General features: G+C 71.5%; 4 protein-coding genes. 1 reads left to right on the top strand and 3 read right to left on the bottom strand.

Annotated elements, in window-relative coordinates; translation table 11 throughout:
* Positions 1–155 precede the first annotated feature (155 nt).
* The 3 genes from ACTWLT_RS14675 to ACTWLT_RS14665 are packed head-to-tail and all read right to left on the bottom strand — an operon-like array spanning position 156 to position 20,841.
* Positions 156–19,388, bottom strand: coding sequence for an SDR family NAD(P)-dependent oxidoreductase (locus tag ACTWLT_RS14675; RefSeq protein WP_445318857.1), 19,233 nt, complete (start codon positions 19,386–19,388; stop codon positions 156–158).
* Positions 19,389–19,405: 17 nt separating this feature from the next.
* Positions 19,406–19,615 carry a ferredoxin gene (locus tag ACTWLT_RS14670; RefSeq protein ID WP_445318959.1) on the bottom strand — a complete coding sequence of 70 codons (210 nt, stop codon included), beginning with the start codon at positions 19,613–19,615 and terminating at the stop codon, positions 19,406–19,408.
* Positions 19,616–19,629: 14 nt separating this feature from the next.
* The gene (locus tag ACTWLT_RS14665) at positions 19,630–20,841 is read right to left on the bottom strand and encodes a cytochrome P450 (RefSeq protein WP_445318856.1); all 1,212 of its coding nucleotides are present in this window, start codon (positions 20,839–20,841) and stop codon (positions 19,630–19,632) included.
* Positions 20,842–20,954: 113 nt separating this feature from the next.
* Here ACTWLT_RS14665 and ACTWLT_RS14660 point away from each other — a divergent pair, with 113 nt between their 5' ends.
* Positions 20,955–21,440, top strand: coding sequence for a globin domain-containing protein (locus ACTWLT_RS14660; RefSeq protein WP_445318855.1), 486 nt, complete (start codon positions 20,955–20,957; stop codon positions 21,438–21,440).
* Positions 21,441–21,525 lie beyond the last annotated feature (85 nt).

Below are 21,525 nucleotides of genomic sequence, written 5' to 3'. Positions count from 1 at the left end.
CGGCCTGCTTTGCGAGCTGCCCGGCGGGTGTCGGGTGGTCACGAGGTGGTCCGAGCACGGGCGTTGAGGTCGCTCAAACAGGCACGCCGCGCGGCGGCAGGGTGACCGTCGGCGTCGACCCGAAGGCGGCCCGCGCGAGCAACGCCCCGCCTGACCTATGGCCTCCCCTGCACCGACCCGACGGGCGTGGTCGCACCGATGAGGAACCGGGTGAGCTCCTCGTTGACCCGCTCCGCATCGGTGAAGCAGACGAAATGCCCAGAGTTCGGCAGCTCCACGTATCGGGCATCGGGGATCGCCCCGTGCATGAAGTGCCCGGTCTTGACCCCGACCACCGAGTCGTGCCGGCCCTGCACCACCAAAGTTGGCACGCTGATGTCCGGCAGTCGCCCGCTCAGGTCCTGCTCCGTGAACAGGCTCAGGTACTTCAGCCCGGTCTTCGGGTCCATGCTCTCGCAGCGCAGCAGCAGTGCCGTCAGCTCCGCAGCGGTGGCCCGGTCGATCCGGCCGCCGCCGTCGTTGATGGCCCCAAAATCCTCGGCCAGGACCTCGGCGAGCTTGTCGATGCGGCCCTTGCGGTTGGCGAACTTGTAGGAGCCGCCGAGCAGGCTCAGGGACAGCACCTGCTCGGGATAGCGCAACGTGTAGTACTCGGCGAAGATGGAGCCCACCGAGGCGCCACCCAGGTGAACGGGCTCGGTGATGCCCCGCTCGGCCAGCACGGCACGCTGCAGCTCGGCGACACCGTCGAGGGTCAACGCCGAGGGCACCCGGGTGCGTCCGACGCCTGGTTGGTGGATGACGATGACGCGGAACCGGTCGGCCAACCCCGCCAGTTGCGGGGCGAACATGCCGGCGCCGACGTTGAACGGGTGCATCAGCACCAGCGTCGGCCCGGAGCCGACCTCGAACACCTCGACAGTTCCCTCGGCGACCTCCAGCAGGTGGCAGGCGACCGCCGGGCAGATCTCGCGCAGCACCCCGAGGTTGTCGTCGCCGGGCGTGTAACCGGGACGGCGCAGCGATTGACCCAGCTCGGTCAGCTGCCGCCGGAACCACGTTGGCAGCGAGGCGTCAACCGGGCGGTAGCGCGCGTCCTGGGCTGCGACGCCGGGTGGTGACTCGCGGGTCAGATTCGGCACCGAGAACGTGCCCGATGCCGCCGTAGCGATCTGCTGTCCCACCCGGCGCGCCGTCACGGCATCCATGCCCACCGGCACGGCGAGCCGAACGCACCGGTCCCTGCTCGGATGGGCGCCACCGCCGGACAGGTGTGGTCCGCCCCGCACCCCCGTGGTGTCGTAGAGCCATGCCAGGAACGAGGCGACCGGCTCGGTCAACTCGGCGAACCGCGGCATGGCGGCCGCGTCGAGCAGGACGCAGTGCGCGCCGTCGGTGCCGACGACCGGGAGCCCCGCCTCGGTCAGCGGCCGCCGCAGCGCACGCACGGCCTCGCGGCGGCGAAGGACCCCATCCCAGACCACGTCGCCACCACGAAGTGCGGTTCGGGCCAGCGCCCGGTCGAGTCTGCCGATGTCAGCACCGTGCAACGCCTGGTCGGCGCGGATCCGCTCCCCCAGTGCCGGGTCGCGGGTGGCGATGAGGCCCCCGGAGGCGAGCCCGAAGTCCTTGGACAGGCTGAGGGTGAGCGCATCGGCCAGGGACACCATCTCGCGGAGGACAGCCCAGGGGTCACGGCCGACCTGGCCCGCCTCCCGCTCGACGATGGCCGCGACGTTGTCGAGCAGACGAGTGGCATCCAGCACCAGCGGCACACCTCGCAAACGCAGCCGTTGGCCGACAGATCGCAGGTTCGCCAGCGACATCGGCTCGCCACCGCAGGCGTTGGCCCCGGGTTCGACCACGACGAACGCGATCTGCTCGGCGTGCTCGACGAGAGCAGCGTCCAGCACGGCCAAGGGAAGGTCGTCGGCGAAGTCCACGTCCGGGGCCGGTGGATGCACCAGCGCGACCGGCGTGAACCGGCTCTCGGCGAGCGCGACCAGCCAGGTGGGGAAAACCCCGTTGTGCAGCACGACGCCCCGTCGGCCCGCCCAGGCACGGCAGAGCAGCCGCTCGGCGGCGCGCCCGCTGGCGGTGGGAAGGACGGTGGGGAACGGCAGCCAGGGCACCTCCATCCGGTCCGGCAGAATGTCCAGGCTGTCAAGCAGCTGTCGCTGCCGCGTCGCGATCCAGGGGTCCTGCCGCTCGGCCCAGGAGTCCGTGATCAGGTCGACGCCGATCACGTCCGGGCTCAACCGCAGGACGTTCCAGTCGGCGGCGGCCAGGGGCGAGTCGGCTTGCGCCGCTGATGACGGCCGGCCCTTCACAGCGGTGTCGTGCCGGCGATCGGGGTTCTTGTCCTCGTCACCGGTGGCGCCGTCGGTGCTCGCGGGGCGGCCGGAGGGTCGCTGCTCAGGGGAGGCGATCATCAAGAGCACCTCCTCGACCGAGCTAGGCCCGGACACCGGCTGGCACAGGTAGATCGGCATCTCGATCGGACGGAACTTGCTCTTGAACTGGTAGTTGCCGGCGCCGCTGACCCCGGCCTCGCTCAGTCTGCTCAGCGCCCTGACCGCGGCAGGTGAGGCGTTGTCGGACTCACCTACCTGGACGCCGAACGTGGCGCCGAAGCTGAAGACGCTGGCGCCTTCGGCCCGCACCGTGTCGATGATGTGCACGATCGTGTACTCGAGGCCGCCCAGCGGCATCTTCCGACGGTAGAACTCGACGTCGAGCAGGTAGCCGGGCTCACTGGCCATCCTGGTCACGACGACCGCCGCCATCAGGTCACCGTTGAGCCGGGTGAGGAACAGCCGGTGCGCATCGGGCAGCGCCCCCTGGGTCAGGTCCGATCGGACGCGCGAGACGTAGCGGTTGACGTGCTTCTTGCCGGCCGTCCATTCGTCGACGAGGTCCACGATGGCCGCGTCGGTCGCGGGGTGGGTTCCCGGCCGGTATTCGGTGACGTCGACGGCGCCCTGGCGGGTGAACTTGCTGATGTTGCCTCGGAGTCGTCGCATCCGGCCGCCCTCGATGGTGAACGAGGTCAGATCGGTCAGGTGCTGCACGACACCGAAGGGTGTGGCGGTGCAGGGCTGACCGGCCAGCTCGGTGAGCCGGACCGGAGACAGGACGTTGACCCGCCGGGCCCGCGACGTCATGTACCGCGTGAAGCGGTCGACCACCGGGCTGCGGGCCTCCTCGGGCCCGGTGTAGCCCCACACCAGGGCCGCTCGTTCGGACCAGGCGAACTCGATGTACCCGCGGTGATCGGCGGGAACGAACAGGACCGGGGCGATGTCGCGTCCGGCCAGGCCACTTTCCACCCCGTAGCTGGCATCGAGCGAGGCGACGGTCGCAGCGAGAGCGTGGTCCGCCGTCAGGTCCCGCTTGTCAATCACCGTGTCACCGTCCTGCCCGGCGACGTGGTCGTCGCCAACGGCGGTTTCGGTCACCGGCGCGACCGGGGCATTGCCCAGCGATTCGGTGAGCATCCCGGTGAGCAGGTCCACGCTGTCGTAGTCGTACACCTGAGCGGCGTCGAGGACGGGACCCAACGCGTCGGTGAGGCGATGAGTCAGGTCGAGTGTGAAGATCGAGTCCAAACCGAGGGCTCGCAGTGACCCGTCGTCGGTGAGGGTGGCCGGGTCGAGGCCCAGCAGGTCGACCAGCTCGGATCGGATCGTACGGCGGATGCGCTCCGAGGCGTCCTGCCCGCCACCGCCGCGGGTCCCGTGCTCGTCGACGGGCAGGATGCCGTTGGGGTGCGGGCCGGTGGATCCGGTGCCGTTGCGACCGTGCGGCGAGGTGGACGCCGGTGCCGGCTCGAGTGCGATGGCGGCCGAACGGTGCCCGTTGTCGAGCGAGGGTCGAGGGCTCGCGGGTGGGGCGGCGGGGCCCTGCGGCACCGTGCTCGGCGCGGTAGCGCCGGCCGCTGCGTCGGTGTACCAGTACGTCGTCCGGGCGAGAGCGAACGTCGGCAGGGGCACCCGGCGGGGTCGTACCGCCCACTGCCGGTCCCAGGCGACGTCGTGCCCGGTGAGGAAGGAGTGGACGAGCTGCGCCAGTGGCCCCTGCCTCTGCGGTGAGTCGAGGGTTGTCACGGCGGGGTGGTCGACGCGCCGGGCGGCGGCCCGCAAGGCGGCGACGAGGTCGCCGCGGTCGGCGGTGTGCACGACCAGACGGCTGGGGTGTCCGTCGCGGCCGGTCTGCAGGGTGTAGGCGACACTGGCGAGATCGACGGGCTCCGTGCTGATGTGTTCTGCCAACCGGCTCGCATAGTCCGCGAGCCGGGCGGGATCAGGTGCGGACAGCGGAAAGACCAGCGGGCCGTCGGCCGCCGGCGCGGGAAGCGTCGGGGGCTGTTCCACCACGACGTGGGCGTTGGTGCCACCGAAGCCGAACGAGCTGATGCCGGCCCTCAGGACGGGCGCCTGCCAGGCGGTGAGCTGATCGGTGATGGTGAGGCTGGTGCCGGCCAGTCGGATGTGGGGATTGAGTTCGGTCAGGTGCAGGTGAGGCGGCAGGTGCCGGTGCCGCAGCGCGAGGAGGACCTTGAGCAGGCCGGCGATCCCCGCGGCTGCCTCGAGGTGGCCGATGTTGGTCTTGACCGAGCCGACGGCGAGCTGCTGCCCGGCGCGTCGCACGGGAAAGGCCTTCTTGATGCCCTCGATCTCGACGGGGTCACCCAGCCTGGTGCCCGTGCCGTGGGCCTCCAGGTAGGAGATGTCGTCGGGGTCGAGGCCCGCGTCGCGGTGGGCGGCGGTCAGGACCTCGGCCTGCGCTCGAGGGTTGGGAGCGGTCAGCGACGCGGCCTTTCCACCATGGTTGACCGCGCTGCCCCGGATGACCGCGTGCACGTGGTCGCCGTCGGCAAGGGCCCGCGCCAGGGACTTGAGCACCACGGCGCCGGCGCCTTCGCCGCGGACGTAGCCATCCGCGGCCTTGTCGAACGTGGCGCATCGACCGTGTGGGCTGAGCATGCCCGCCTCGGTGAAAGCGGTGAACAGGCCGGGGGTGAGCAGAACGGAAACGCCGCCGACGATGGCGGTGTCGCACTCGCCGCTGCGCAACGCTCGGACGGCGCGGTGCAGGGCCACCAGCGAACTGGAGCACGCGGTGTCGACGGCCTCACTGGGGCCACGCAGGTCCAGCAGGTGCGACACCCGGTTGGCCAGCACGGCGTGCGACAGGCCGGTGGCCATGTGCGCCCGGACCGGGATGCCGTCGAGGGTCATCAGGTCCTCGTAGTCGTGGGTCGATACGCCCACGAAGAGGCCTGTCCGGGTGCCCGCCAGGGATGCGGCGGCGTGTCCGGCGTTGGCGATCGCCGACCAGACGCAGTGCAGGAAGAGACGCTGCTGCGGGTCCATCAGCGCGGCTTCCTTGGGCGAGATGCCGAACAGGGTGGCGTCGAACTCGCCGACCTGGTCGAGGAAGCCACCTACCAGGTGGCGGGTGCGGGGGTCGGCGAGCAGCGCTTCACGGTCCTCGGGAACGTGTCGGACCAGGTCGTGGCCGGCGGCGAGGTGGCGCCAGAAGGTGTCCAGGTCGGGTGATTTGGGCATGATGCCCGCAATGCCGACGACGGCGATGTCGCGGGCGCTCTCGCTGCCGGTTGAGGTCGTGGGCGCCGCGTCCGCAGCCGGCGTGGCGCGACGTTCGGTGCGGAGGTAACCGGCGAGTGCCGCCAGGGTCGGGTGCTCGAAGAGGACCGTCGGCAGTATCTCGAGGTCGTAGATCCGGTTGATCTGCTCGGTGAGCTGGGACATGGAGATCGAGTCGAACCCGAGGTCCATGAGCTCGGTGTCGATGTCGACGTCCTTGGCGTCGACCAGCAGGAACGACGCCGCCAGATCGCGCAGTTGCTCCAGCGCGTCTGGTTGGTGCGTGTCGCGGAACGCGTCAGACGGCACGGCCCGGGGTGGCGCCGCAGCGGCTGGCGGCCCGTGCGACGGCGTGGACGGTTCGGCATCGACGAGTTTCTCGACCACGACGACTGCGGGGTCCCGGCCGGCGAGCAGGGTTTCCAGCACGGCGGTTGCGGTGTCGGAGGTCATCGGGACCATTCCGAAACGGCTGCGGAGCCGATCGAGGACCGCCGCGGGCACTCCCATGCCGCCGTCGGCCCACAGCGGCCAGCCGATGGACAGTGTGTGGCCTCGGCGGCGTCCTGCGGCGACCCACGTCGCTCTGGTGGACGCGAACGCGTCGAGGAAGGCGTTGGCATAGCTGTAGTCGACCTGTCCGGGGTTGCCCACGGTCGCCGCGACGGAGGAGAACAGAACGAAGAAGTCCAGCGGGTCCCCCGCCGTGGCCTGGTCGAGGGCGAGCGTGCCGGTGAGTTTCGGGGCGAGGACCTCGGCGACCTGCGTGGGCGTCTTGTCGACGAGGCGGGCGTCGCGGATGACGCCGGCGCAGTGCACGATTCCCCGCAGCGGCTGGTGGCGGCGCGCGTCGGCGAGCGCCTGCGCCAGCGCTGCCGGATCGGCGACGTCGCAGCGCAGGTGACGCACGGTCACTCCCGGCCGGCGTAGGGCGGTGATCCGGTCGGCCTGATCGGTGGTGAGGGCGGAGCGGCCGAGCAGGATGATCTCCGTCGCGCCGCGGGCGGCCAGCAGCGCGGCGATGTGCAACCCGAGTGCGCCGGCCCCTCCGGTGACGAGGTAGGCGCCGTCGGGCCGGACCCAGCCCGGGCGGGCGGGGACGGGCCGGTAGGTGCGCATGGCGGCGACCAGGCGGCGACCGGCGCGGTGTTCGACGTCGTCGTCCGTTCCATGGCGCAGCTCGCCCAGGATCTGCCCGGCGGCCGCCGCCGGGTCGTCGGAGGCGACACAGATTCCGGCGCATCCGGTCTCGGCGGTGAGGGTGCGAAGCATCCCTGTCATCGCCGTCAGGTGGGGTTGCTGCTCGGGGTGCTCGGACACACGTGCGCACACCACACGGGGCCGGTGGCCGGCGGTGAGCAGGGCGACCACGGTTTCCAGGACGTGATGGAACGTCGAGGTCGGGTCGGCGAGGCCGTCGACGTGATCGCGTCCGATGTACGTCACGGCTGCGGGGGCGCGACCGGCGGCCATGAGCTCCGCTGCGATCCTCGCTGCCTGCTCGGGCTCGGCGACGGTGACCGGGACTGCCGAGCCGAGCATCCTGTCGCGCAGTTGTGCGCGCACCGCGCAGTCGGCGGCGCCCACGATCAGCACGGAGTCGATGGGCAAGGTGGCGTCACCGAGCGGGCCAGGGCTCAGCTCACGCCGTTCGTACTCGACGCGGGTGGTGGGCCGTGGCGCCGTGTCGTGCTCGTCGATCCAGTAGGCGACGGGCCGCAGCGGAGTGTTGGGCAACGGCGTCGGGGGTGTGGGCGTCGGCCAGAGCACCGACCACGGCACGGTGGTCCCGGCGACCCACAGTCCGGCCAGCGTCGGCAGGTCCCGTGCGGTGAGGGCATCGGCGAGGTCGCCGGCGGCGGCGCCGGTTCGGACGAGCCCGGGTGCGGCTTCGCCGGCGACGTAGGCACGCAGTGCGGTGACGAGCGCGGGCACGTCGGCGCAGATGACGGCGAGTCGTTCGCGGAACGCTCGCCGGCGGGTCTGGCTGGTGCAGGCCAGCGCGGCCAGGGGCGCCGGGTCGGACTGTTGCTGCTCGGCGAGCAGTCCGGCGAGCTCCACGAGGCGGGACTCGTCCGGTGCCGACAACACGACGAGGTGCTCGTCGTGGCTCGGGCTCCACGTGGTGGGCGCAGCGACGTACTCCTCGACCACCAGATGGGTGTTGGCGCCGCCGGCGCCGAAGGAGCTGACGCACGCCGTACGTGGCGCACCGGACGGCCGAGCCGGCCACGGCCCAGTGGCGCGCACCGGCGCGATCCCCCCGAAGTCGATCTTCGGGTTGGGGGTGTGCAGGGATGCGGTCTGCACCAGCGTGCGATAACGCAGTTGCAGCAGGACCTTGGTGAGGCCGGCGATGCCCGCCGCTCCCTCCAGGTGGCCGATGTTGGCCTTGACCGACCCGACGGCACAGCCCTCGGGTACGTCATCGAGCAGGGAGAACGCACGGGACAAGCCGGCGATCTCGATCGGGTCGCCGAGTTCGGTGCCGGACCCGTGGGCCTCGATGTAGCCGATGTCGCGCGGGCGGACACCTGCCCGGCGCAGCGCGGCGGCAACCACCGCGCCCTGGGCGTGAGGATTGGGCACGGTGTAGCCGCTGGTCTTTCCTCCGGCGTTGACGGCAGAGCCCCGGACCACGGCCCAGATGGTGTCGCCGTCGGCGATCGCGTCGGCCAGGCCTTTGAGCAGGACAGCGCCGACGCCCTCGCCGGGGACGTAGCCGTCGGCTCGGTCGTCGAAGACCTTCAGCTGGCCGTCTGCGGCGAGCATGTTGCGCGAGCCGAGCGCGATGTGGTGCAGCGGGTGGGCGATCAGGTTGACGCCGCCGGCGAGCGCCATCCGGCATTCGCCACGTCGGATGCTCTCGCAGGCCAGGTGCACGGCGGTCAGCGACGAGGAGCACGCGGTGTCCACGGCAAGGCTGGGTCCGCTCAGGTCCAGGGTGTAGGAGACCCGGTTGGCGATGGACCAGTACGCCGAATGGGCGCCGTTGGCGGAGCCTCTGACCCAGGCCATCGCGCCGAGCTCGCCGTAGCCGCCGTACATGGCACCGGCGAACACGCCGGTGGACGGCTCGTGTCGTTCGCCGAGGTAGCCGGCGTTCTCCAGGACCGTCCAGCACGTCTGCAGGAAGAGCCGTTCCTGCGGGTCGATGTCGACGGCGTCCCTGGGAAGCACCCCGAACAGGGCGGCGTCGAATCCGGCCACGTCGTCGAGGAATCCGCCCCAACGCTGGTATTCGCGCAGGCCGCGCTGCGGGTCGGTGGTCTGCCGCCAGTCCCACCGCTCGGCGGGAACCTCGCTGATGTCGCGGCGGCCGGCGGCCAGGTTGGCCCAGAACGTGGTCAGGTCCGGCGCGCCCGGGTAGCGGCCATCGACTGCGATCACCGCGATCGGCTCGTCCGCCGCTGCAGCCCTCGGGATGGCGGCGGGCGACGGGCCATTGGACGTGCCGGCGGATCGGCCGGTCGACACGGGCTGGTCCGGGATCGAGGGGGCGAGCCGCGTGACCATGGTGTCGGGATGGTCGGCGAGCAGCCGTGCCGCCAGGCGGGCGAGGGTGGTCTCCTCGAACAGCAGGGTGGAGGGCAGTGGACCGAGGTGGCCGGTCAGGTGATCGAGCAGCCTGGTCCCGATGATCGAGTCGACGCCGAACTCTTCGAAGGTGCTGTGCTCGTCGAGGTCGTCGAGGTCATGACCCAGCACCTCGGCGAAGACACCGCGGACGTAGCTCAGGGCGTCGGCGGGTGTCGCGTGGGCGCGACGGTTGACAGGATCGGCGGCCGCCGTGGTGGGCACGGCGGTTGGCATCGGGCGGGCAGGGGCGACCGGCGCCGCGGCCGGTGCCCCGCCGATGCCGAAATGGGCCAGACCGGCGGGGGTGGCGTCGATGACCAGGGCCTGTGGTACCCCGGCGGCCAGGATCCGATCCAGCGCCTCCATCGCCACGGAGGGATCGAGCGAGCGGATCCCGTCGGCGGCGAGCAGGGAGCGGTGTCGGTCGTCACTGACGGCTCCGGTACTCCCCCAGTACCCCCAGTTGATGACGGTTGCCGGCAGACCGGAACGGCGCAGCGACGTGGCGTAGGCGTCTTGGAAGGTGCTGGCGGCGGCGTGGTTGGCCTGCCCGTCCGCGTCGATGAACGACGCCGCGGAGGAGAAGAAGACCAGATGCTGCAAGCGGCGACCCGCGAGGGCCGCCGCAAGGGTCACACTGCCGGCGACCTTGGGAGCCAGTGCGGCTTGCAGGTCCGCGCCGGTGAGGTTGCCCAGGCGCCGGTCGCGCAGCACCCCGGCGCTGTGGAACACGCCAACCAGCTCGCCGTGGCGGTCAGCCTCGGCCAACGCGGCGGCCACCGACGCGGGATCGGCGACGTCGCCGCGCACGTACACCGCGTGTCCGCCGAGGTCACCGATGTCCGCCTGCGCCCGCCGGATCGCGGCGTCGGCTTCGCGGCGGCCGAGCCACACCAGCGTCGCCCCGACGCTGCGGGCAAGATGCCTGCTGACCACGTGGCCGATCCCGGCGGCCCCACCGACCACCAGGTACACGCCGGGCCGGTAGGGCGGGCGGGCCTTGGCCGGTGTGGTGGGCACGAACGACCGGACCAACCTGCGCCCGTCGCGGAGGGCCACGAGCCGATGGCTGCCGTCCTCGGCCGCGACCGCCGCGGCATCGACGGCCGAGGTGCCCGCGCCGACGTCAAGGCAGGTCACGCGCCAGGCGGGCTGCTCGGCGGCGATGGTCCGCGCGAGGCCTATGAGGGCCGCCGCGTGTGGGCGTACCCGTTCGTCGGGCGACGCGTCCACCGCCGCGTCAGTGACGACGGTGAGGTGGATGCGGTCCTCGCCTCGTCCGTGGCGCAGCAGGCTGCGCACGATCCCGAGCAGGAGGCCGGCGCCGTGGTCGTGGCCCGGCTGCTGGTCGGGGTCGTCGGCCGCGATCAGGTGGATCCGTTCGACGGTCGCCACGAGTGCCTCCCAGCCGGCCGGCGGCGCGGCGGCGAAGGGCAGAAGGACGGCGTTCGCGGCGGGCTGCACGGTCAGGAGGTCCTCGGCCAACGGGCGTCCGGCGGGACGGCAGAACACGACGACGTCCCCGGTGGCGGGGCTGGCCTCGGGCGCGGGTCCAGCGGGCCGCCATGCCGGGACGAAGACCTTTCCCTCCAGCGGGTCGATCGGGAACAGGGTCAGACCGACCACGGTGGCCACGATCATGCCGTTGGCGTCGGTGAGGTCGATGTCGAAGCGCAGGTGGCCCCGGCGTCGGACCACCGCGTGACGGGCCAGGCTCGGGTCGTGGTGCAGGTGGATGGCGGAGGTCGCCACGGGCAGCACCGGTCCGGCCGTGTCGCCGACGAGCACGGCGGTGGCTTGGAAGGCTGCGTCCACAACGGTGGTGACGGCCTCAGCGGTCGGCGGATGGAGGTCGGCCAGGGCGGTGTCGCGGCCGACGCACAGCCCGCGCAGCAGACGGAACGTGGCACCGTAGCGCATGTCCGCGCGGTCGAAGTCCTGGTAGAGGGCATCGACATCGACCCGGTCAGGACAGTCGCGCCGAAGCGCTGCGATGTCGAGCGTCACCGGCGCCGCCTGCGCGGGCCGGGCGACGGTTCCGGTCGCGTGCGGTGTGTCCGGATCCCCCAGCGTGAAGGTCCACCCGCCGGCCGACGGGGTCAGGCTGATCGGCAGCCGGCATTCACAGTCGACGGGGAAGGGACGCCGCCACCGCACGGCCGTCAGGCGTACCGGGTAGCGGCGCTCCCGCAGTCGGGCGAGCGCGTCGGCGACCAGGGCGACGGTCGCGGCGCCGGGCAGCAGCGGACGGCCCGCGATGACGTGATCGGCGACCATGGGGTGCCGTGGGTCGAGCTGCACGGCCCCGTCCGGGGCCGGTTGCGGCGCGGCGGTTGTGGGCGCAGCGGGCGGCGGCGGGCGGTGACGCGCGGGCGAGAACGGGTACGTCGGCAGGGGTATCCGCCGTGCCGTGGCGGCGGCGAACCAACCCGACCAGTCCATGGACCTGCCCTCGACAAAGGCGCGGGCGGCCTGCTCGGCGTCGGTCACGGCGATCGGCGTGCCTGTCCCGGCGGCTGCCACCGGGCTGGTGGAGACGAAGCAGCCCTGCGGCGAGTCGCCTCGGGCCAGCGCCGTGAGCTTCGCCCTCAGGTCGGCGATGTCGTATGCCACCACCGCCGCGCGCGCCCGCAGGTGGCGCCGACCGCGGGCCAGGGTGAAGGCGACGTCTTCGAGGGCCAGCTCGGGTGTGAGCGCGGCGGCGACGTCGCGGACAAGGGCGGTTCTTTCGGTGTCGGTGCGCGCGGACAGGACTACGGCCTCGGTGCGTGCGGTCCGCGGCGAACGCGGGCGCGGCGGGGGCGCCTGGCCCACCACCAGGTGACAGTTGGTGCCGCTGAAGCCGAAGCTGGACACGGTGGCGATGCGGGTGCCGGATCTTCCCACCGGCCACGGCCGGCCGGTGCCCACCGGGAACAGCGGGCTGCCGGAAAAGTCGATCTTCGGGTTCGCCTCGGCGTAGTTGGCAGTGGGGGCGATCTCGCCGTGCCGCAGCTGCAGCAGGACCTTGATCAGTCCGGCTACCCCGGCGGCCATCGTGGTGTGGCCGATGTTGCCCTTCACCGAGCCCAGGGCGCACCAGGCCTGGTCGCCGGCCCCGCCGGCCCCCAGAACCCGGCGGAGCGCGGCGAACTCGATCGGATCGCCCAGCGGGGTGCCGGTGCCGTGGGCTTCGACGTACGTGATGTCCTCCGGGTTGACACCCGCGTCGGCGTGCACCCGGCGCAGCAGCGCGGCCTGCGAGTCCGCGCTGGGGGCGGTGATGCCGTTGGTGCGGCCGTCCCCGTTGACGCCACTGGCCTTGATGACGCCCAGGACCTCGTCACCGTCGCGCACCGCGTCGGTCAGCCGTTTGAGCACGACCACACCGACACCTTCACCCAGGACGATGCCGTCGGCGGAGGCGTCGAACGGTGCGCTGGTGCCGGTGGGCGACAACATGCCGACCTGGCTGGAACGAACCTGCAGCGACGGGGTGAGCATCAGCGCGACACCACCGGCGACGGCGACGTCCGTTTCGCCGGTACGCAGGCCCTGCGCGGCGAGGTGCACCGCCACGAGCGACGAGGAGCAGGCGGTGTCGACGGCGACGGCGGGACCACGCAGGTCGAGTTGGTAGGCGATGCGTGCCGCGAGGATCGAGCTGGACCCGCCGAGGAACGCCGAAGCGGTGTCGGCCTTCCCGCTGGCGCGCAACTGGTCGGCGTAGTCGCCGGGTGCGCATCCGACGAACACCCCGCATCGCGATCGTTGCACGGCGTCCCCGGCGTAACCCGCCGATTCCAGCGCCCGCCACGCCTCGGTGAGGAACAACCGTTGTTGAGGGTCGGTCTGCGCGGCCTCCAGCGGCGACATGTTGAAGAAGCGGTGATCGAAGGAGTCGACCTCGTCGAGCATTGCCGCCCAGCGGCTGTAGGTCCGGCCCTCCGCGGTCGGGTCGGTGTCGAAGACGGCGTCGACGTCCCAGCGAGCCGGACCGACCTCAGCGATGGCGCTGTGTCCGCTGGTCAGGTTGGCCCAGAACTCGTCGAGATTGCCGGCTCCGGGCCACCGGCCTGACATGCCGATTACGGCGATGTCCATCTGACCGCCTGCGGGCGGCTGCTCAGGGGCCGATGGCGTCGGACCGGGCCGGGCGTCGCTGGTGTCGGTGTCCGACCTGCCGGCCTCGGTCCGGGTCTCCGTGCCGGACATGTGCTCGGGCGTGGTCCTCACGGACGCGTCGGCGACCGTCACGGGCGCGAGCGCGATGGTGCTCGCCTGCGCGGGGTGCGGTGCCGCCAACGTGGGGGCGGTTGCCGCGGGAGCGCCGCCCCCGGTGGCGGACGGTCGGGGTTCGGCCCGCACCGACTGCACCAGTGACTGTCGGGCGGCGACGGTGGAGAGGACGTGCTCGGTGAGCCTGTCGATGGTCGGGTGGTCATAGACGGCGACGGACTCGATGTCGGTGCCGAAGGCGCGGTTGATGTGCAGCACCACGTCGACCGCGCCGATGGAGTCGAGGCCCATGTCGCTGAAGGTGCGGCTCGCGTCGAGTTCGGAGCGGTCCAGGTACAGCTGATCGGCCAGGGTTTGCACGACGACGTCGACGACGTCGTCCCGCCCGACCGACGGGTGGGCAGCGGGTGGCGCTGGGGTCAGCACAGGCGAAGTGGCGGTGGGCGGCCGTAGCGGCGCCAGGTCGACCATCGCGGGCGCCGCCGGCACCACCGGCGCCGCGGGCAGGGGCTGCGCGACCGCGGGCCGGTGCGTGTCTGCGCCGAGAATTTCCGCGTGAGGCGCCTGCGCTGGCCGACGGTCGGGACGCGCCGGCCTGGCCGCGGATCCGAGGCGGTCGCGGACCAGCTGTACCGCGTCCTCGCCCAGCACCCTGTCGTGCATGGCCAGTTCCACCTCGATGACACCGGGGAGGCGGTCGAGGGTGGGTCGGGCCAGCTCGGCCTTGAGTTCCCGCAGCGCCTTGCCGGGCATGGCGGCGATGGCATGGGCCAGGTTGAGGGCGCTGGGCAGCACGTCCGCGGCGTCGGCGAACCGGACCTGGGCCCCGCGGCGCTCGAGCTCGTCACCGGCGTAGGCACGTCCGGTGAGCAGCATCTCCGTGGCGAGGGCTCGCCCGAATCGGTGGGCGAGGATGTGGGTGGCTCCCATGCCGGGGGTGAAGCCGTACTTAAGGAAGTTGGCGGCGTAGGTGGCCGATCGTGACAGGACGACGAGGTCGGCGTAGAGAGGGAAGGCGAGACCTCCACCGGCGGCGTGACCGCCGACGGCGGCGATGACCGGCAGCGGGCAGGTGATCAACCCCTCGTAGACGAAGGACGCGTCGGTGAAGGCGCCGTTCTTCGCCGCCAGTTCCGCCAAGGCGCCGGGTTCACCTCCCATGCAGAACACCGGCGGTCCCCCGGTGAGCACGACGACGCGGACGTCGTCGCGGCGGGCGAGTTCGGTGAAGGACTCCTCCAGCCCGGCCAGGAGGGCGTCGCTGAACATGTTGCGGTTCGCCTCGTCGCGCATCGTCACGAGCGCGATACCCGTCTCGGTGACGGTCAGGTCCACGGGCCCCTCCGGGTGTGTCGTCCTCGGTGGCGCGTCCTTGTCGCGGCGGCCAGCCGCCCAGGCACCGAGCCAGCAGCGCTCCTCCGGCAGTGGTGTGGCGGGCAGGCTGATGCGGCGTCCACCGCGGGGATGGGAGGGCCAGGCCAGGCGTGCCCCGCGCACCCATCGGCTGGCCACCTCGCGCAGGTCCCCGGCGGCGAGCAGCTCGGCGATCTCAGGGTCGCTTCGTGCCTCCTCCGGTGCGAGGCCCCGCACCCACCGGTCGGTGCCGGACCGCTCGGCCAGCTCGCGCAGACGGTCGAGCAGTTCGGGCACGGACGTCACGACCACCGCGGCTCTGGCCCGCATGGCGCGCCGCCCAGCGCTCAGAGTGTGTGCGATGTCGGCCAGGGTGGGCCCGGACGGGACTGTTGCGGCGAGCTCGCCGGTGGTGAGGTCGACGTCGAGGGGAGCGTCGGTGCCGGTGAGGCGACCGAGGGCGGTGAGTGCCGCGGGGTCGAGGCCGAGGTCGGCCAGGGTGGCGTTCGGGTCGACGTCCTCGGGCGCGAGTCCGAGCAGGCTGGCGATCTCGGCACGGACGACGTCGAGATCCGCGACGCAGGCCGCCTGCTGGTCGGTCAGTGCCATGCGCAGCCGGGTGGCGAAGAGCGTCAATGTGGCCTCGTCCGGGGCGGACAACACGATCAGTTCGGGCTGGCCGGTGCGGGAGAGGCGGATGGGGCGGTGCGGAGGGCTCTGAACGATGACGTGAGCGTTGGTGCCTCCGGCGCCGAAGGCGCTGACACCTGCCCGGAGTACCCCGTCCGGTGATTCCCAGGGCGCCGTGCGCGTCTGCACGGTGAATCCTGTCGAGGCGAAGCCGATGTGTTCGTTGGCCGGCGTGGCGTGCAAGGACGCGACGAGCTGCCGATGGCGGATCTGCAGCAAAACCTTGCTCAGTCCCGCCACGCCTGCAGCCGCCTCCAGGTGCCCGATGTTGGACTTCACCGACCCGACGGCGCGGGTCACCGGCGGGGCACCGACGCCCGTGAAGGCCTTGTGCAGGCCGGCGATCTCGATGGGGTCGCCGACGGACGTGCCGGTGCCGTGGGCCTCGAGATAGGTGACGCTGGCGGGCGGGACGCCGGCATCGGCCAGCGCGGCGCGAATGAGGGCGGCCTGCGCGCCGGGCGCGGGGACGGTGAAACCGCTGGTGCGGCCGTTGTGGTTGACGGCGGAACCGATGATGACCCCGGCGATGGCGTCGCCGTCGGCCACGGCGCGCGCCAGTGGTTTCAGGACGACGACGCCCACGCCCTCGCCCGGCACGTAGCCGGTGCCGCCTGAGCCGAAGGCGCGGCAGCGTCCGTCGTCGGACAGGAACCGGTCCGCGGCGAGTTGCAGGTACTTCTGCGGGTGTGGGGTGAGGTTCACTCCCCCGGCGAGGGCGAGATCGGATTCACCGCGTCGGATGCTCTCCACGGCCAGGTGCACCGCCACGAGGGATGACGAACACGCGGTGTCGACGGCGAGGCTGGGTCCGGTGAGTCCGAAGCAGTAGGACACCCGGTTGGCGATCGCGGAGTGCAGGGCGGTCGGTGCGACCCCGTGCTCGTCGCGCAGCAGCTGGTAGTGATTCCACATGACACCGGCGAACACACCCACGCGGCTTGCGGTCAACGTCTCCGGGGGGTAGCCCGCGTCTTCCAGGGCGCGCCACGACTCGGTGAGGAACAACCGCTCCTGGGGGTCCATGTACTCGGCCTCCCGACGGGAGATGCCGAAGAAGGCAGGACTGAACTGGTCGATGTGGTCGAGGAATCCGCCCCAGCGGCTGTAGGTACGCCCGGGTGCGCCCCGGTCCGGGTCGAAGAACGGCATGTGGTCCCAGCGGGCGGTGGGGACCTCGGTCACGCAATCGCGCTCCTCGACCAGGTTGCGCCAGAACTCGCGCAGGTCGGCGGCGGCCGGGTATCGCCCGGACATGCCGATCACGGCGACGGGTTCGCCGTGGCCGCGGGACGGCTCGGATGGTGTCTGCGTCCGCTCCGGTGGTGTGCGCGGCGTGCCTGCGGCCGCGACGACGCCAGGTGCGTCGACGCCGTGCGCATCGTGCGGTCGCGCGGGGCCGTACAGCGCCCGTTCGATGGCGCTCGGGGATCCGTGGGCGACCACGACGTGCGCCGCGGACGAGCGCAGCGCGAGGTCCAACGCTGCCAGACCCGCGTCGGTGGTCAGCGACACCAGGTCCTCATCGTGGTGGTCGGCGGCCCTCACCGCTCCCATGCCGCCGTCGACCCAGTGCGGCCAGGAGATCGACAACCGGGACAGCGGTTCCGCGGCGGCATGATGATCCAGGTAGGCGTTGGCGAAGGCGTAGTCGCTCTGACCCGGGTTGGCGATGACCGACGACAGCGAGGAGAAGAACACGAGCAGTTCGGCCGGCTCGTCGGCGAGTGCCTGCTCGATCGCGCCAACGCCGTCGACCTTGGGGGCCAGCACCGGCGCGCACTGGGCCGGCTGCTTGCGGAAGTGCACCACGTCGTCGATGACCCCGGCGAGGTGGAAGACCGCGTGGAGTCGACCGTAGACGAGGCGGGCGTACTCGACCGCCGCGGCGAGTTCCTCGGCGTCCGTGACGTCGGCCCGGGTGTACTGCACCTGGCCGCCGGACGACCGCCAGACCGCGATGGCGGCGGTGAGGTCCTCGTCGGGGTCGCCGCGGCCGACCAGCACGACGCGGGCGTCGTATCGCTCGATCAGGTGAGCGGTCAGCAGCCGGGCCAGTCGTCCCCCACCGCCGGTGACGAGGCAGACGGGGGCGCGCCGCAGCCGGGACGGCCGATCGGCGGTGAGGTGCTCGAGGGCGGGCGCCTCACGGCGGCCGCCGACGTGACGGACCTCGGTGTGGACGTCGGTGTGGCCGGTCTCGGCGTCCACGATGCCCGCCAGGGTCGCGATGTCCTCTGCTGCGTCGACAAGGACGGTCCGGCAGACCAGGACGGGTGTCTCGGCGGCGATGGTGCGGGCGAGCGCGGCCACGGCCTGCCGCGCTTGCGCACCCGCCCCGCCGTAGGCGATGTAGTGCAGCGGAATCGGCCGGGTCGGGCGGGTGCCGAGCAGGGCGGCGGCCGCCGATCGCAGCAGGTCGTGTGCGCGCGCCGCATCGGTCTCCGGGCTGGTGTGATGATCCAGGACGCATACCGCGACCGCCCCGGTGTCGTCGCCGCGCATCGCGGTGAGGTGCTCGTCCAGGGCCGCGGCCGACAGGTACCTGCCGTCCGGGCCGGCGTGGACGACCTTCACACCCCGGTCCCGTGGTGGCAGGGCGCCCAGCAGCTCGTGGGCGTGGGCGCTGTCGGTGGCGAGGATCAGCAGCGGTGGTGAGGCCGACGGGCTCGACATCGGAGCGGCGCGCCACACCCGCCGGGCGACCAGGGTGGTCGCCGGCGTCGCCACCGTGGGCGTCGACGGTACGGCCGAGGCCACGGGTGGGGCGGGCCGCACCGGAGGGCCGTAGGCTGCGGCGAGATGCTGGGCGAGTTCGGTGATGGTGCCGAACTCGAACAGCAGGGTGGGGTAGGTACCGCCGTTGACGATGGCCTGCAGGTCCTCGCTGACCGCCAGCATGCTGACCGAGTCGAGGCCCTGGTCGTAGAAGCCGTGGGTGACGGACACCTCGGTGGTCGGCCGGTCCAGCCGGCGACCCACCAGGACACGCAGGTGCTCCACATACGCATCAGCGATCGCGTCGAGGGCAGGGGTTGCTTCGACGTCGGACCGCGGTGCGGACGTGGGCGTGGGCGTCCGTGGCGAGGGCGTACCACCGACGAGGGTGGTGATCAGCCCCGGCTGCCGGATCCTCTTGCAGGTCAGCTTGGTGAACTCGGCTACCAGGCCGCCGTCCGGGTCGTGGATCCGGTAGCTGTTGTGCATGACGTCGCCCGACGGGGCGTGGCTCTCCCGCTGCGGAACGAGCACCAGGCAGCGCCGTCCACCGGGCCTGGGAATGCGGACCATCTCGATGGAGATCGGAATGAAGGGGGCATCAAGCACCGGCGTGCGCGCGAACGCCACCAGGGTCGATGCGTCGAGTAGCGCAGGGTGCAGGTGGAACAGATCCGCGTGTTCGCGGGTGGAGGCGTGCACGCTCAGGTCAGCGACGAGCCGTTCACCGTCGAGGTACATCGCCCCGAAGGCCTGCATGGGTGCCCCGTGCACGATGTCCTCGCTGCGGGCCTGGACATACAGGTCGTCGACGTCACGGACGTGCTGCTGCCCGGCGAGCAGCGCGGTGGTGTCGACCCGGTCGTCCTCGGCGTGATCGAGGTGCACTCGTGCGGTCATGTTCGGTCGCCACGACCCGACCGGTTGACCGTCCCGGCTCCTGCGGCTGGTGATCGTGACCCGACCCTCGTCGGCGCCGCCCGGATCGACGTGGACGTGCACCTCCCGGTCATGCCCGTCGTCGGTGGCGATCGGTTCGGTGAACAGAACGTCGCGGACCACCACCGACTCGGGCGCCACCCCGCGTCCGGCGAGCGTGCGGTAGAGCACGTCGAGCAGCGCTACTCCGGGAAGCACGCTCACGTCGTGGACGCGGTGGTTACGCATGACGAAGTCCGTGTGGGACACCGTCAACCGGGACGACACCGCCGGAACAGGCATGCCTGCTTCCCTTCGGTTCAGCGTGGCGGTACGGAGACAGGGCGGGCCAGCTCGATCGCGGCAACCGGACACAGACGGAGCGCTTCCTCGACGCGAGGTAGCGCTCCTGGGTCCACCTGCGAGACGAGCAGTTGCACGACGCCGTCTGTCGGGGACTGGTCGAAGATGTCGGGGGCGACCGAGGCGCACATGCCGGACCCGCAGCACCTGTCCTGGTCGACGATCACCCGCGAGGGTGCACTCACCAGGTCACCGGCAACGAGTCGACGCCGAACAGGCCGACGGTGTTGGGGCGCAGGGGTACGTCGGAGACCGGCACGGACAGGCGCAGCGTCGGAAAACGTTCGAACAGCATGCGGAAGACGACGTCGAGTTCCATCCGGGCGATCGCGTGACCGAGGCACTGGTGGGCGCCGAAGCTGAACGCGACGTGGTTGCGGGCGGCGCGGCGTACGTCGAAGCGGTCGGGGTCGGGGAACGCGTCGGGGTCGCGGTTGGCGGCCTCGAGCACGAAGACGACGCCCTCACCGGCGCGGATGACATCGTCGCCGACCGGGATGTCGGCGACCGCGGCCCGTTGGATGGGGTTCTGCACGATCGTCTGGTGGCGCAGGATCTCCTCCACGGCGATCGGCCAACCCTCGGGATTGGCCAGCAGCAGGTCGAGCTGGTCGCGGTGCTCCATGAGCGCGAAGGTCCCCAGGCCGATCATGGTGGCGGTGGTCTCGTGCCCGCCGACCAGCAGGATGAGGGAGATGGTGACCAGTTCGTCGCGGGTCAGGTTGCCGGCCTGCAGCTCTTCGACGACGAGTCGGCTGATCAGGTCGTCGCTCGGCGTCTGTTCCCGCTTGGCGACGAGCTCGGTGAGGTAGGCCATGATGGCGCCCATCGCGCCGAGCATCTGCTCCTGCGTGCTGGTGGTGTCGATCATGGCGCGGGTGTTGGTCTCGAAGACCTCCCGGTCCTCGTACGGCACACCGAGCAGTCCGCAGATCGTGCGTGAGGGAACGGGGAAGGCGAGATCGCGCACGATGTCGGCGGACCCGGCTCTGGCCATGTCGTCCAGGCACTGCCCCACCACGGACTCGACCTCGGGTCGCAGTTCCCGGGCCCGTCGAAGGGTGAAGTCCTTGCTGAGCATGCGTCGGATCCGGTAATGGGCCTCTCCGTCGGCGCGCATGAAGGTGCCCTTCAGGGGGGATTCGAACGCTCCGGCGTAGAGGAACGGGTAACCGGGAGCGGTCTCGTCCGCGCTCAGGCGTTCGTCGTCCAGCAGTCGGCGCACCTCGTCATGACCGGTGACGAACACCGCTGGCAGGCCACTGGGCAGCCGGACGCGGTGCAGCCGACGTTGCGCCTGCAGCTTCAGGTACGCCTGGGGCGGGTGGAACGGACTGGTTCTGGTGGCGGGGAATTCACTGAGATGCTGCTGGTCGTCGATCATCTCGGTCATGCCGCGAGTCTGCGGACTGCGACGGCCCGCGCCCGCTCAATTGTGTGCACGGCTGGTGGGTTGGTCGGTGATGCCATCAGAGGCAGACCACGCCGAGCGTTTCAGGAGGCCTTGTGGATTTTGATGGCGTCGAGGGACTGCGGGCCGAGGGCGTCACGCGCGTCGACGGCAGGACGATGCTCGAACACGCCGGCGGTAGAAAGCGGATCAAGGAGTTCGTCGAGTGCTTCCATCAGGCGGCTCTCGACGATGATCTTCTCGGCGAGATGTTCTACCGGGGCAAGCCGGCGCACACCGCACATCTGGCGGCGTTCTTCGAGGAGATCATGGGTGGACGTCAGGGATACACCGCACATCACGATGGCGTGGCCGGGTTGTTCCAGGCGCACGCGGGCCTGCGCATCACCGAGGAGCAGCGGGCGCGATTCGTGGAGGTGATGATGGCCGCCGCCGTGCAGGCGGGGCTGCCCTCCGACGAGCGTTTCCGATCGGCACTGCGGGCGCGCATCGAGCAGGGTTCGAGGTTCTCCACCGTGCTGTCGCAGGACGGTGCCTCACCGCTGTCGCCGTGGCCGCCGGTCGGCACCTGGGACTGGTGAGTGGGCGGCGGTGACCGGGTGGGCGCCGCTCATCCGGTCACCGCCATTGCCCCCGGCACCCCGCGTCGGCTGCGCGACGAATCTC

Source organism: Micromonospora yongxingensis (genome assembly GCF_052601155.1).
The sequence above is the reverse complement of the archived record's forward strand: the minus strand, read 5'-3'. Positions and strand labels throughout refer to the sequence as shown.

Excerpts from the sequence above, each read along its gene's own strand:
- ACTWLT_RS14665 (WP_445318856.1), bottom strand. The coding sequence starts at position 20,841 with ATGACCGAGATGATCGACGACCAGCAGCATCTCAGTGAATTCCCCGCC.
- ACTWLT_RS14675 (WP_445318857.1), bottom strand. The coding sequence starts at position 19,388 with ATGCCTGTTCCGGCGGTGTCGTCCCGGTTGACGGTGTCCCACACGGAC.